This window comes from Cyanobacterium sp. T60_A2020_053 (genome assembly GCA_015272165.1).
GTDB lineage: Bacteria > Cyanobacteriota > Cyanobacteriia > Cyanobacteriales > Cyanobacteriaceae > Cyanobacterium.
The window spans coordinates 1-12,365 of sequence record JACYMF010000087.1 but is presented as its reverse complement, the minus strand read 5'-3'; the positions used below and the strand labels follow the sequence as shown (position 1 = coordinate 12,365).

Genomic DNA, 12,365 nt, shown 5'->3' with positions numbered 1-12,365 from the left:
TCTCCCTTTCTCCCTTTCTCCCTTTCTCCCTTTCTCCCTTTCTCCCTTTCTCCCTTTCTCCCTCTCCCCTTGCCTATTCCCTAAGTACATAACCTACCCCTCTGACGGTTTGAATTAACCTTTTTTCTTTATTAGCTTCTAGTTTTAAACGGAGATAGCGCACATACACTTCAATAATATTAGAGTCTCCCCCAAAATCATAACCCCAAACCCTCTGCAAAATTTGATCTCTCGTCAACACTTGACGAGGATGGGAGATCAAATATTCTAATAAATCATACTCCGTGGCAGTTAACTCAATAGCGCGCTCCCCCCTTTTTATTTCCCTTGTACGACGATTCAGAGTAAGATCAAGGAATTGCAACTGATCAGGGTCTTCCTCATTACTACGACGCAAATTAGCTCTTAATCTTGCCAATAATTCTTCGATACTAAAAGGTTTAACAATATAGTCATCAGCGCCCGCATCCAATCCAGCCACCCTGTCGCTAATTTCATCTTTAGCGGTTAATAAAACAATAGGCACTTTATCCCCCGTGAGACGAAGACGGCGACACACTTCCAAACCAGTAATACCGGGTAACATCCAATCCACTAAAATCAAATCAGGTTTATTATCCCTAGCGACAGTTAAACCCGTGATACCATCATTAGCAACTATAACTTCATAACCTTCGTACTGTAATTCTTGTTCTAAAAACTTACTCAGTTTTTGTTCATCTTCTATTACCAAAATTTTGCTCATAATCAGTTTTTGAAGAAGCGTCTTTTAATCATAGCCTATATTTTATCGAATAATCATGAGTTTAAAACCTCAGTTCGATGCAAGAATCCCTAATAAGGACAGGTTGCGGGTTTCAGGTATAATTTTCAGACGATGATATAATTCGAGCAAAAATTAAACCAAAAAAATCAATTAATATCTATTTTTTGTCAATTCTTTTACCTAATACCTAACACCTGATACCTGACACCTTTACAGCACAGAAAATTTTATCTCGAACTTAGGTAATATAACCTTTGCCCTTTTTATCTCGATTAATTATGTTTTTAAAGTATTTTAACAATTTTTTATTTTTATCTTTAATAATTGCTTTATTTTGGTTATTTAATCTACCTTTAGCTAATGCAGAAAATTTAGTTAATCGTGTTAATAATTATCCTAATTGGACAAATAAAATTAATTTACCAGCGCCCGTCACCGAAATCATTTATCCTGAATGGTTTGCAGGAGATTGGCAATTAACCAATATTTTAATAGAGCAAATAGCGCCCCTCGCCCCTAATTTTAAAACTCCGGGTTTTGACAATAACGCTATTTATCTTAACCAAAAAATTACTTTTCCTGTCAAGTTTACGAAAACTGTTTTAACGAATAATGAGACAAATTTTTTACCGAAAAAAATCAATCAAAATACAGTAATAATAGCCGATCGTCTTTTTAATAGCCAATCTATTAGTAGAGCGTATATGGGCGCTGACAATATCAAAAGTATAGAAATAAATCCACTCAATTCTACAGAACAAATAACCACTTTTCAAGAAAATAATCAATTAATTTCCTCCGTCATCGGCAGACAACAACAAAATATTTCTCCAAATGAATTTCTTACCAGTGAATTAACACGGCAATTTTTTCGCCGAGTAGGTAACATTTATATTAACTTTGTAGAAACTACCACCAAATATCATTTAATTGATGATAATTCCATCGAAGCAGACCAATTTACCGCCATTTATTTATCTCCCCAAGACCCCAATTATTTTAGCGCTTTTGATCAACCAGTAGCTTTATATAAATATAAATTAATACTTCAAAAGGACAAAGGGCAATAGACAATTGACAATGGATAATGGATAATTTATAAATATTTCACCTGAAACCTGACACCCGAAGCCTGACACCTCCCCTCACCAAAATATTTTTTCAGCACCACCTAAGTATGATACTAAACCACTTTGTTGGCAATTCATAGTCATTCATCTTGAGACAAGGAAGATTGTAAATGTTTCTCTAAAACCTGCGCATCAATAGCCGTTTTTAAATGACTCCAAGGCAAAACTTGACCCACTTGCCAATTATCATGGACATAATAATCTAAATCAGGTAAAAGCGCCCGTAACTCCTTAAAAGCGCGTTTGTAACTACCCAAAGTATCTCCATAAACCCTAGTTAACTCCAACAACTTACTCAAGCGCCTGTCACCTCTGGACATTAAACCCTGAATTACTGACCAATTATAGCTCTCAGGGCGAAAGTCCACCCCAACTTTACGCAAATTTTTCTCTAAATACTGTAACCGTTTTTTTGATTCACTGCGCACCCCAAACCATTGAAAGGGGGTGTGCGCTTTGGGAACAAATGTACTACAGCCGAGGGTAACTTTGAGACGTGGCGCTACTTTTTTAACCTCGCGCATCATGTCGATGGTGGCATCCAAATCACTGTTATCCTCTTGAGGTAAACCCACCATGCCATAAAATTTAATCGCCCTTAATCCACCTTTCTCAGCATTAATAGACGCTTGGATAATTTCCTCATTGGTCAATTTTTTATTAATTAACTGCCTAATCTTACTCGATCCACTTTCAATGGCGATGGTAATAGATTTTGTATCCCTTTTGGTGAGAGTTTCGGCTAATTTTGGCGTCACCGTATTAGTGCGCACCGAAGCAATACTCAAGCGCACGTCATCGTATTTTGGCAACATGATATAATCCAACAATTCTTCAAATTGCGGATGTTGCGTCACCGAAGCGCCCAACAAACCAAGACGATTAGTGTATTTTAAGCCCTTTTCAATATTGGGAATGAGGGAATCTGTTAAACTAGCAGTGCGAAAAGGTAACGTCAGATAACTAGCAAGACAAAAACGACACATTTCGGGGCAACTGCGCACCACTTCCACCATGTAGATATTTTCCCAAGCCGCCTTTTCTGTCACCACCGTAGAAGCGGATAAAACGTTACCTCGATAGGTTTCCTTGGTTACAAAAGGGGGAGTTTGATCATTAATGGGTTTAATAGCGGTAATTTTGCCCGTGATGTCTTCATATTCCACCTCATAAAGACTGGGGATATAAATGCCCCCTACTTGTGCTAAACATTGTAATTTTTCCCTACGGGAAGCGCGCCGTATTTGTTGATAAGAGTCGAGAAAATTATCGATCAAATTTTCCCCGTCACCCAATAAAATCACATCAAAAAAATTAGCAAAAGGCTCAGGATTAGCGGTTAAAACTGGACCTCCACCAAAAATTAAAGGGTGAGATTCGTTTCTATCTTTAGCATAAATAGGAATATTTAAACGCTCTAAAAGGTCTAAAATATGGACATAATCCAACTCCCAAGAAAAAGAGAAACCGACAATTTCAGGAAAACGGGGCAAACTTTCTTCAATATCGGTAAACAAACGACTCACTGCTACATCTGTGCGAGTGGCAAAATTAGCCCAGATTAACTGATAACCCAAACTGGTGATACCGACACTATATTCATTGGGAAAGGCATAAATTAAGGGAATAGCATCGGTATTTTTTTGACTAGGGGTAAATAACAGTTTTTCGGAACTAAATGGATTCATATTTTAGGGTTAAAATGTGTAGGGTAGGCAGGGGAAGAAAAGTTATAATTTAGAATTTAGAATTTAGAAAACAATTACTTCTACATTCGTTTTAATGTTTATTGTCAATTATTCATGATCCATTAATATTATAAAATATTTATGAAAAAAACGGAAATTAAAGAACTGAAAAAGAAAAACACTGCTATTTTTAAAATTACTAAATTTACCATCGTTAATCCTATTTTCAGGGTATATTTTCGGGGTAAAGTCATCAACGGTGATAAAGTACCCACCACAGGTAAACTAATTATTGTCAGTAATCATGCTAGTGTTTTTGATCCACCCCTTCTCGTTTGTGGACTCAATCGCCCTGTTTCTTTCATGGCAAAACAAGAATTATTCAGCGCCCCTGCCTTTGGTAATTTAATCACCGCTTTAGGTGCATATCCAGTAGATAGAGAAAAAGGCGACCGCAATGCTATTCGTCAAGCCATGATGAGAATTGATACTGGTTGGGCAACCTGCCTATTTCTCGAAGGTACACGCACCCTAGATGGTAGAATATATGAGCCGAAGATGGGCGCTGCTTTGATTTCCGCTAAAACTCAAGCGCCCTTACTGCCTGTTTGCTTAATTGGTACGGAAAAAATTTTAACACCTCATCATAAATTTCCACAACCTGTACCAGTTACTATCAAAATAGGGGATTTAATTCAGCCTCCCACTTCTAGTAATAAAGATGAATTACTGCGGATTACGGCGGAGTGCGCTGATTCCATCAATCAACTTCATCAATGAAACTTTGTGCCTTTTTTGTTAGGAGAATCACCGATAATAATAAGACTCTGCGCTGTTACGTCTTCCCAAGACATTTTATCAAAATCCGTTAATTTGATCATGTAACATGATTATTTTTTTAAAGAAATCATGACACCCATCAAAACGATCAGCGCCCCTCCTCCCACTGTCACCGTCGGGATTTCAGCAAACAACAAAAAAGCTAACAAGCTAGAAGCTACAGGCTCTAATAAAATAATGAGGGCTACCATGGTGGTAGAAAGATACTTTAAACTCCAATTAAAGCTAGTATGACCAATTACCTGAGAAATGACTGCCATTAAAATTAAATAAAAATACACATTTTCACTATAACCACCATAGCCGACACCAAAAAGAAAGGGGAAGGGCGCTAACAATAAAGCGCCCGTCAAATAAGCAATAATAATATAATTACCCGTAGAAAGCCCTTGCTTTTGTGCCTCAGTGCCTAAAAGTAGATAACCACTAGCAAACCAACTACCCATTAACGCTAAGATAGCACCCAGTAAGGGATTTTCCCCCACGACACTATCACTATTGCCACCACCAGCAACAATCACACTACCAAGTAAAGCCATAATAATTCCCCACCACTGACGGCGACTCAAACTTTCTTCTCGAAACCACCAAGACAACAAAGCCACCCATAAAGGATTAGTTGTAACAATCGCCACAGATGCCGTCACAGAAGTAAAACCAAGGGAACTAATCCAAGTAGCAAAATGTAGTGCCAAACAAATACCAGCGCCCATGGCCCAATACATACCCTTGAGACTGGAAGAAGCTAAACGAGGATAAGTAGGCAGTAAAAAAATACTAGCAATAGCTAAACGGGCAAAAGCAATAAATAAACTAAAAGCAACGGTAGTATTTTGGGCTTCCTGTTGACAAAAACGAACAAAAATAGCCGCCATAGATACTGCCACAATACCCACAGCAAGAACCGCAAAAATTTGCCACTGCTTTGGGGATGAAAGTTTCACAATTTGTACTTAGGTGGTGCTGAAAAAGTATTTTAGTGAGAGGAGGTGTCAGGTGTCAGGTGTCAGGTTTCAGGTGAAATGCTTATAAATTAAAGAATTAAGCCAAATAGTTATTTTTCATAAATTGCTCATTTGTATCAATAATTTTCAGCAAACCAGACTTCTAATGAAACTTTGCACCTTTGCGCCTCTGCGAGAGATTTTATCAAAATCATTTCATCAAAACAGTATTAGAGAAGTAGAGAATAAAAAACCCCCACCGAAAAGGCAGGGGTATTAAATTATTTATAGACCGAGAGAATTAGTCAAGATCAGGCATAAATAAAGTAGGCTCAGTCTCACGATCAATTCCTTTCTCAAAACCACCAGCAGCCGCACGAGCGCGTCCAGCGTGCCATAAGTGACCAATTAAGAAGAAGAAACCTAAAACGAAGTGAGAAGTAGCTAACCATGCACGAGGAGATACATAGTTGAAAGAGTTAACGTCAGTGATTACACCACCAACAGAGTTTAAAGAACCTAAAGGCGCGTGGGTCATGTATTCAGCCGCACGACGAACCTGCCAAGGTTGAATGTCATTTCTGACTTTATCTAAATCAAGACCGTTGGGACCACGAAGAGGCTCCAACCAAGGACCACGGAAGTCCCAGAAACGCATGGTTTCACCACCGAAGATAATTTCACCGGTAGGAGAACGCATTAAATATTTACCTAAACCAGTAGGACCTTGAGCAGAACCCACGTTAGCACCTAAGCGCTGGTCACGGATTAAGTAAGTTAAAGCCTGAGCCTGAGAAGCCTCAGCGCCCGTCGGCCCATAAAACTCACTAGGGTAAGCAGTATTATTGTACCATACCATAACGGAAGCAATGAAGCCCATTAAGGACAAAGCACCCAAACTGTAGGATAAATAAGCCTCACCAGACCAGATGAAAGCACGGCGCACCCAACCAAAAGGCTTGGTCAAAATATGCCAAATACCACCACTGATACAGATAAAACCGACCCAAATGTGACCACCGATGATGTCTTCCATGTTGTTCACACTCATGATCCAACCTTCACCACCGAAAGGCGCTTTGAGCAAGTAGCCAAAGATAGTGCCGGGATCAAGAGTAGGATTGGTAATGATGCGCACATCACCACCACCGGGCGCCCATGTATCATAGACACCACCAAAGAACATGGCTTTAAACACCAATAGGAAAGCACCCACACCTAAAAGAATGAGGTGATAACCGATGATATTAGTCATTTGGTTTTTATCTTTCCAATCGTAGCCAAAGAAACTAGAATACTCTTCTAAAGTTTCAGGACCACGCAAAGCATGGTACAGACCACCTAAACCGAGAACGGCAGAGGAAATAATGTGTAATACACCAGCAACGAAAAACGGAAAAGTATCAGTAATTTCGCCACCAGCGCCCACACCCCAACCTAAAGTAGCAATGTGAGGTAACAAGATTAAACCTTGCTCATACATTGGTTTTTCAGGGATGAAGTGCGCTGTTTCAAACAAAGTCATTGCGCCAGCCCAAAATACGATTAGACCAGCATGGGCGACGTGCGCACCTAGTAACTTACCGGATAAATTAATTAATCTAGCATTGCCAGACCACCAAGCAAATCCAGTAGATTCTAAGTCACGACCGCCAATAGAAGTATTAGAGAGCGTTACCACGGGGAAGTACCTCCTCAGGAAATTCAAATCTTTCGTGGGGTTGGTCTTGAGGCGCCATCCATGCGCGCAACCCCTCGTTTAATAGGATGTTTTTGGTATAAAATGTTTCAAATTCAGGGTCTTCAGCCGCTCTCAATTCTTGAGATACGAAGTCATAAGCACGAAGGTTAAAAGCTAAACCCACGATACCAATAGAACTCATCCATAAACCCGTCACAGGTACAAACAACATGAAGAAGTGTAACCAACGTTTGTTGGAGAAAGCAATACCGAAAATTTGAGACCAGAAACGGTTTGCTGTCACCATTGAATAGGTTTCTTCCGCTTGGGTAGGCTCAAAGGCACGGAAAGTATTTGCTTGTTCACCATCTTGGAATAAGGTGTTTTCTACCGTTGCACCGTGAATAGCACAAAGTAAAGCACCACCAAGAATACCAGCTACTCCCATCATGTGAAAGGGATTAAGAGTCCAGTTGTGGAAACCTTGTAAGAACAAAATAAAGCGGAAAATTCCTGCTACTCCGAAAGAAGGAGCGAAAAACCAGCTAGATTGTCCTAAAGGATACATTAAAAATACGCTGACAAATACAGCAATAGGACCAGAGAAAGCAATAGCGTTGTAAGGACGAATGCCCACAAGACGAGAGATTTCAAACTGACGTAACATGAAGCCAATTAAACCGAAAGCACCGTGAAGGGCTACGAAGCTCCATAAACCACCGATTTGAAACCAGCGAGTGAGATCGCCTTGAGCTTCAGGTCCCCATAAAAATAGTAAGGAGTGACCGAAAACATCAGCAGGACTGGATACAGCAACGGTTAAGAAATTAGCGCCTTCCAAATAGGAACTAGCTAAACCGTGAGTGTACCAAGAGGTTACGAAGGTAGTACCAGTTAACCAGCCACCCAAAGCCATGTAAGCACAAGGGAAAAGAAGGATTCCAGACCAACCAACAAAAACGAATCTGTCTCTTTTGAGCCAGTCGTCTAGGGCATCAAACCAACCTCTTTCGGCTGGTGCGCGTCCGACTGCAATAGTCATAATCTTTTTTGTTGTTCGTTTTTCAAGTTTTACTTTTATCTTGTCTCTTTTTTGCTGAGAAAAGACAAACTCTTATCTGAGTACGAAACCCAGTGCGGTCATTAACTTTTCTTAATATACCATGATTAAGAGACTTATTTTCAGGATTTTCCCTGATTATTCATCTTTTTGTGAACCGCTATTTACTATTGTTAACAAAAATTTTACAAAATGTCACATATTTCTCAGAAAAAGTTAAGGAGGTTTACACTGATTTTGTCTGATGAGGAAAGGTAAAAGGTAACAGTTAAGAGTTTGAGCTATTTCTAAATTTACCTTTGCCCCTTGCCCTTTGCTAAATTTTAAGGTATTAGGTTTGATAATGAATATCGATATAATGAAGGTTACAAGAAAATTTCCAGTTAATCTTATTTATTATCGCAATGGCAGAATCATATCTAATAGAAAAATTAAACTCTGTGGAGACCACTTTTAATGAACTTACGAGGCGTTTAGGAGACCCTGATATTGCTACCAATCCTTCAGAATTGCAAAAAATCGCCAAGATGCGTTCTTCTTTAGAGGAAACAGTGATTACTTATCAGCAATGGCGCGAAGCACAAAATGAATTGAAGGGAGCCAAAGAAATCTATAAAGAATCCAACAGCGATCCCGAAATGAAAGAATTGGCAGGTTTGGAAATACAAGAATTAGAAGAAAAATTGACATATTTGGAGAAGACATTAAAAATTTTACTGCTTCCTAGAGACCCTAATGATGATAAAAATATCATGTTGGAAATTCGTGCTGGTACAGGGGGCGATGAAGCTGGTATTTGGGCTGGAGACTTAGTAAAAATGTACTCTCGCTATGCTGAATTATTGAATTGGAATGTTAGTTTATTGAGTGAGTCTCCGGCGGAGATGGGGGGTTTTAAGGAGGCGATTTTGGAAATTACAGGGGATAATGTTTATAGTAAATTAAAGTTTGAAGCGGGGGTGCATCGGGTGCAGAGAGTTCCCCTGACCGAAGGTGGGGGAAGGGTTCACACTTCTACTGCCACGGTGGCAATCATGCCTGAGGTGGATGAAGTGGAGGTACAAATTGATCCCAAAGACATTGAAATGACTACTGCTCGTTCGGGGGGCGCTGGGGGGCAAAACGTTAACAAGGTGGAAACGGCGGTGGATTTAATCCATAAACCGACAGGGATTCGGATATTTTGTACGGAAGAGCGTTCTCAGTTAAAAAACCGTGAACGTGCTATGCAAATTTTACGAGCGAAGTTATATGAGATAAAGATGAAAGAGCAACAAGATGAGGTCAGCTCCATGAGGCGCTCTCAAGTAGGTACGGGCGCTCGTTCTGAGAAAATTCGCACCTACAATTATAAGGATAATCGCGCTACGGATCATCGTCTTAATCGAAATTTTGACCTTAACTCCATATTAGAAGGAAAAATTGATGATGTGATTCAGGCTTGTATCTCCCAAGATCAACAAGAGAGATTAGAAGAAATGGCTTCTTCTCCTACCACAGCAGAGGCTTTTATCTCTTAAGGAGGTTTTTTTAGTCGGCATAAAATTAATTACCTTTACCTCTCGAAATCTCCCCTTGCTTCCTCTGCTAAACAAATCAATTTTGTACCTTACTTTGAAAAGCCCCTACTTTTAGAAGGAGGCTAGGGGGATCAAGAGTAAAAATAATCACTTTTCAAAAAACCTAATCGTAAAAGTCTTCTAAATCGACTAATACAAATGCAATTGCAAAAATAATAGTTACCTTTGCCCCTTGCCCTTCTTAATTTACTGATGAAAAGGAATAATTAATAAAGGAATAAAAATAATTATTGTCCAACTCAATTGATACCAGTTAACTTTTTCTGCTGCCGTATTTTGATTAATTAAAGCCTCTATTCTTTCTTGTAAACGAGAGTTAGTAAAGGCACAAATATAATCATTATTAGCGGTTTCTTGATGATTGATCATCGCTTCTGTTACCATAATCAAAGATTCTGCCAATAAAAGAAAATCTACTTTTTCTGATGCTGTTGCATCTGCTCTTAATTCTCTAAATAGTACCAAATCAGACCAAATTTCTTCATTATACGGAAGCCAAAAGGTAATTCTTTTACATAATGATAACCAAAAAAAGATTAAAGGGTCTTGGTGTTTTTGGTGTGCTTTTTCATGCTCAATTACTGCTTGTAAATGTTCAGGTGATAACAAGTCAATTAATCCTTGGCTAATTACTAATGTGGAAGAAATTAAGGGAAATTTTAGTTTAGTAATTAATCCAGCATAAGGTAAATTAGTAGGTAGTAACTGATAACTTGCCTCATAAATTTTAGCGGTAGAATATAGGGTGAAGGGCGCTGAACTTTTTTTCACATCTGCTATATATTTACCAAAAATAATCAATCCATAAACTAGATATAAACAAGCTAAACTATAACTAATCATAGTCGCTTCATATCCCCACATTTTTCCTTGGTATCCCATGGCAATAATAGCAAAGCAACTCATGATGATTAACAAGGCGGGAGTTACAAAAAAGAATAGGGAGTAATTCCAGTTTTTTTTATTTTTAAAATAATTATGTTGACTAAAGAGCCTAATTAAATATGCTGAAAAAATGGCAGTAATAATGATTAAAAAGTGCATTTATTTTTCTTCCTTTCTATTTTGACGAATTTCTTTTAATCGATTGGCAATAGCGGTAATTTGTTCAAGACTGTCGGTATCTAAACTATCAGCAAAGGAAGCAACTAAATCAGGATTACTAACAGCTAAAAAACTTTGTAATTGTTGATATGATTGAATTGCTCTAGCTTGAGATTCAGAAATTAAGGGAGTCCAATAAAATGCTCTACTTTTTTTTTCAACTTTTAACCAACCTTTTTTAGTGAGTCTATTTAATACAGTAGTAACTGAAGCATAAGCTAATTCTCGATCTGGATCACTTAAAATTTTCTCATGGACATCTTTCACAGTTGCTGTGCCAAATTCCCATAAAATTTCTAGTATTTCTTGTTCTAAAAAACCTAGTGATAGTTTTTCCGGTTGATATTTTGGTAAAAAAGACATATACGGCAATACTAAATGAGTTATGAGAATTATGTTAAAATACAAGAGGCAATAGGCAAAAAGGGAAGGGATAGAATTTAGCCACCTTTAGCGAAAGATACCATTACTAAGGCGGATAATAATAAACCGGGTACTAATAAAACGATTAACATGATAAATTGATCAGCAGTCATAATAGTTGTAGGTAATTTTATTGACATTCGATCACTATTTTAATGGATCATTATGACAGTGAATCTTAAAAAATAATTCACTCATGGTAATTTAATCATTATGGCGGATTTTACAGATTTTTTTCTCGGTATAGTTTTATGGTTAGGTAGTGGTAGTTTTTTACTAACTTTATTTAACCGTAATGATGATGATTCCCAGCTTAATTCAACTTCCAACCAAACAACTTCTTTTTCTCCTCTGACTAATCAAGGGGAAGATGACACATTGTTATCCAATCCTATCAATGATGACGTTAAAAATTCGTTAATGGAATCGTTGAAAGCGCTTAGTGAGGCTAAGGAAGAAAGTGAGGCAAAATTGGCTGAAAGTTTGGTTTCTCTCCGAGATGCTGATGAAAAAATACGGGCGCTGGAGTTAGAATTAGAGCAAATTTCTGATCAATTAGAGTTAAGTCAAAACCAGTATTATCAATTAGAAAAGGTTTCTCAACATCAAGAAGATGAGTTGAATCAAAAAATTTCTGAGTTACATCAACGTTATCAAAGTCTTCAAAGTGATTATGAAAGTTTACCGACTAAGTTATCTCAACAGTGGCGGGAAAAAACATTTATTGAAATTAATTCTTTATTGACTAACTATCCTACGGCAAAAATGATGATAAAGTTTAAGCCGTATTTACCTGCTAAAAATGTTATTTCTCTACTTAAACCTTTAGAAAATTTACTATCTTTGTGGGATATTCAATCTATTGGAAAACCTTGGCAAAAAGTTAATTTTGATCCTGATTTACACTCTCCTGATAATGATAATATTAAATCTGGTGATATGGTTTACATTCGTTTTGTAGGTTATTTGCGGGGAGAAAATATTTTGGTTAAGGCTAAGGTTAGTCAATCCTTACCTGGACAAAAATAGTGTTTTTTGGGTTTTTTATAAAATTATTTTCTTTGTAAGTTGTCATCAATCATTTAAAATTAGTCTAAGCTAAGACGCATTTAATTTACATTAACTAATTCACCCTTGTTTTTAAATTTT

General features: G+C 37.7%; 11 protein-coding genes. 4 read left to right on the top strand and 7 right to left on the bottom strand.

Annotated elements, in window-relative coordinates; genetic code table 11:
* Positions 1-73: 73 nt before the first annotated feature.
* Positions 74-745: a response regulator transcription factor gene (locus tag IGQ45_12125; GenBank protein MBF2057932.1), complete on the bottom strand. Its 672-nt coding sequence runs from the start codon at positions 743-745 to the stop codon at positions 74-76.
* Between the two features lie 299 nt (positions 746-1,044).
* Between IGQ45_12125 and IGQ45_12120 the strand changes: the two genes are divergently transcribed.
* Positions 1,045-1,836 carry a hypothetical protein gene (locus IGQ45_12120; protein ID MBF2057931.1) on the top strand — a complete coding sequence of 264 codons (792 nt, stop codon included), beginning with the start codon at positions 1,045-1,047 and terminating at the stop codon, positions 1,834-1,836.
* A gap of 140 nt (positions 1,837-1,976) precedes the next feature.
* Here the strand turns inward: IGQ45_12120 and IGQ45_12115 are convergent, their stop codons facing one another.
* On the bottom strand, positions 1,977-3,584 hold the full coding sequence (locus IGQ45_12115) for a radical SAM protein (protein ID MBF2057930.1): 1,608 nt from the start codon (positions 3,582-3,584) through the stop codon (positions 1,977-1,979).
* 141 nt (positions 3,585-3,725) lie between these two features.
* On the opposite strand from IGQ45_12115, the gene IGQ45_12110 reads away from it, so the two are divergent.
* A complete protein-coding gene (locus IGQ45_12110) occupies positions 3,726-4,364 on the top strand; it encodes a 1-acyl-sn-glycerol-3-phosphate acyltransferase (GenBank protein ID MBF2057929.1) in 639 nt (212 codons plus the stop codon).
* A 110-nt stretch (positions 4,365-4,474) separates the two neighbouring features.
* Here the strand turns inward: IGQ45_12110 and IGQ45_12105 are convergent, their stop codons facing one another.
* The 3 genes from IGQ45_12105 to psbD form a co-directional block, all read right to left on the bottom strand.
* Complete coding sequence (locus tag IGQ45_12105) at positions 4,475-5,299, bottom strand: DMT family transporter (protein MBF2057928.1); 825 nt, start codon at positions 5,297-5,299, stop codon at positions 4,475-4,477.
* 370 nt (positions 5,300-5,669) lie between these two features.
* Complete coding sequence (gene psbC, locus IGQ45_12100; protein ID MBF2057927.1) at positions 5,670-7,049, bottom strand: photosystem II reaction center protein CP43; 1,380 nt, start codon at positions 7,047-7,049, stop codon at positions 5,670-5,672.
* The gene (psbD, locus tag IGQ45_12095; protein ID MBF2057926.1) at positions 7,033-8,091 is read right to left on the bottom strand and encodes a photosystem II D2 protein (photosystem q(a) protein); all 1,059 of its coding nucleotides are present in this window, start codon (positions 8,089-8,091) and stop codon (positions 7,033-7,035) included. The genes psbC and psbD overlap by 17 nt, the downstream gene beginning before the upstream one ends.
* A 422-nt stretch (positions 8,092-8,513) precedes the next feature.
* On the opposite strand from psbD, the gene prfA reads away from it, so the two are divergent.
* Entirely contained in the window at positions 8,514-9,629 is a 1,116-nt protein-coding gene (prfA, locus tag IGQ45_12090) for a peptide chain release factor 1 (GenBank protein MBF2057925.1), read from the top strand.
* Positions 9,630-9,875: 246 nt separating this feature from the next.
* On the opposite strand, the gene IGQ45_12085 is transcribed toward prfA, so the two are convergent.
* Together IGQ45_12085 and IGQ45_12080 are read right to left on the bottom strand one after the other, a co-directional pair.
* A complete protein-coding gene (locus IGQ45_12085) occupies positions 9,876-10,595 on the bottom strand; it encodes a M56 family metallopeptidase (protein MBF2057924.1) in 720 nt (239 codons plus the stop codon).
* A gap of 138 nt (positions 10,596-10,733) precedes the next feature.
* On the bottom strand, positions 10,734-11,156 hold the full coding sequence (locus tag IGQ45_12080) for a BlaI/MecI/CopY family transcriptional regulator (GenBank protein ID MBF2057923.1): 423 nt from the start codon (positions 11,154-11,156) through the stop codon (positions 10,734-10,736).
* 273 nt (positions 11,157-11,429) lie between these two features.
* Between IGQ45_12080 and IGQ45_12075 the strand changes: the two genes are divergently transcribed.
* The gene (locus IGQ45_12075; protein MBF2057922.1) at positions 11,430-12,245 is read left to right on the top strand and encodes a hypothetical protein; all 816 of its coding nucleotides are present in this window, start codon (positions 11,430-11,432) and stop codon (positions 12,243-12,245) included.
* The last annotated feature ends 120 nt before the right edge of the window (positions 12,246-12,365 follow it).

Coding starts and splice junctions, on each gene's coding strand:
- IGQ45_12125 (MBF2057932.1), bottom strand. CDS start 745: ATGAGCAAAATTTTGGTAATAGAAGATGAACAAAAACTGAGTAAGTTT.
- IGQ45_12120 (MBF2057931.1), top strand. CDS start 1,045: ATGTTTTTAAAGTATTTTAACAATTTTTTATTTTTATCTTTAATAATT.
- IGQ45_12115 (MBF2057930.1), bottom strand. CDS start 3,584: ATGAATCCATTTAGTTCCGAAAAACTGTTATTTACCCCTAGTCAAAAA.
- IGQ45_12110 (MBF2057929.1), top strand. CDS start 3,726: ATGAAAAAAACGGAAATTAAAGAACTGAAAAAGAAAAACACTGCTATT.
- IGQ45_12105 (MBF2057928.1), bottom strand. CDS start 5,299: ATGGCGGCTATTTTTGTTCGTTTTTGTCAACAGGAAGCCCAAAATACT.
- psbD (MBF2057926.1), bottom strand. CDS start 8,091: ATGACTATTGCAGTCGGACGCGCACCAGCCGAAAGAGGTTGGTTTGAT.
- prfA (MBF2057925.1), top strand. CDS start 8,514: ATGGCAGAATCATATCTAATAGAAAAATTAAACTCTGTGGAGACCACT.
- IGQ45_12085 (MBF2057924.1), bottom strand. CDS start 10,595: ATGAGTTGCTTTGCTATTATTGCCATGGGATACCAAGGAAAAATGTGG.
- IGQ45_12080 (MBF2057923.1), bottom strand. CDS start 11,156: ATGTCTTTTTTACCAAAATATCAACCGGAAAAACTATCACTAGGTTTT.
- IGQ45_12075 (MBF2057922.1), top strand. CDS start 11,430: ATGGCGGATTTTACAGATTTTTTTCTCGGTATAGTTTTATGGTTAGGT.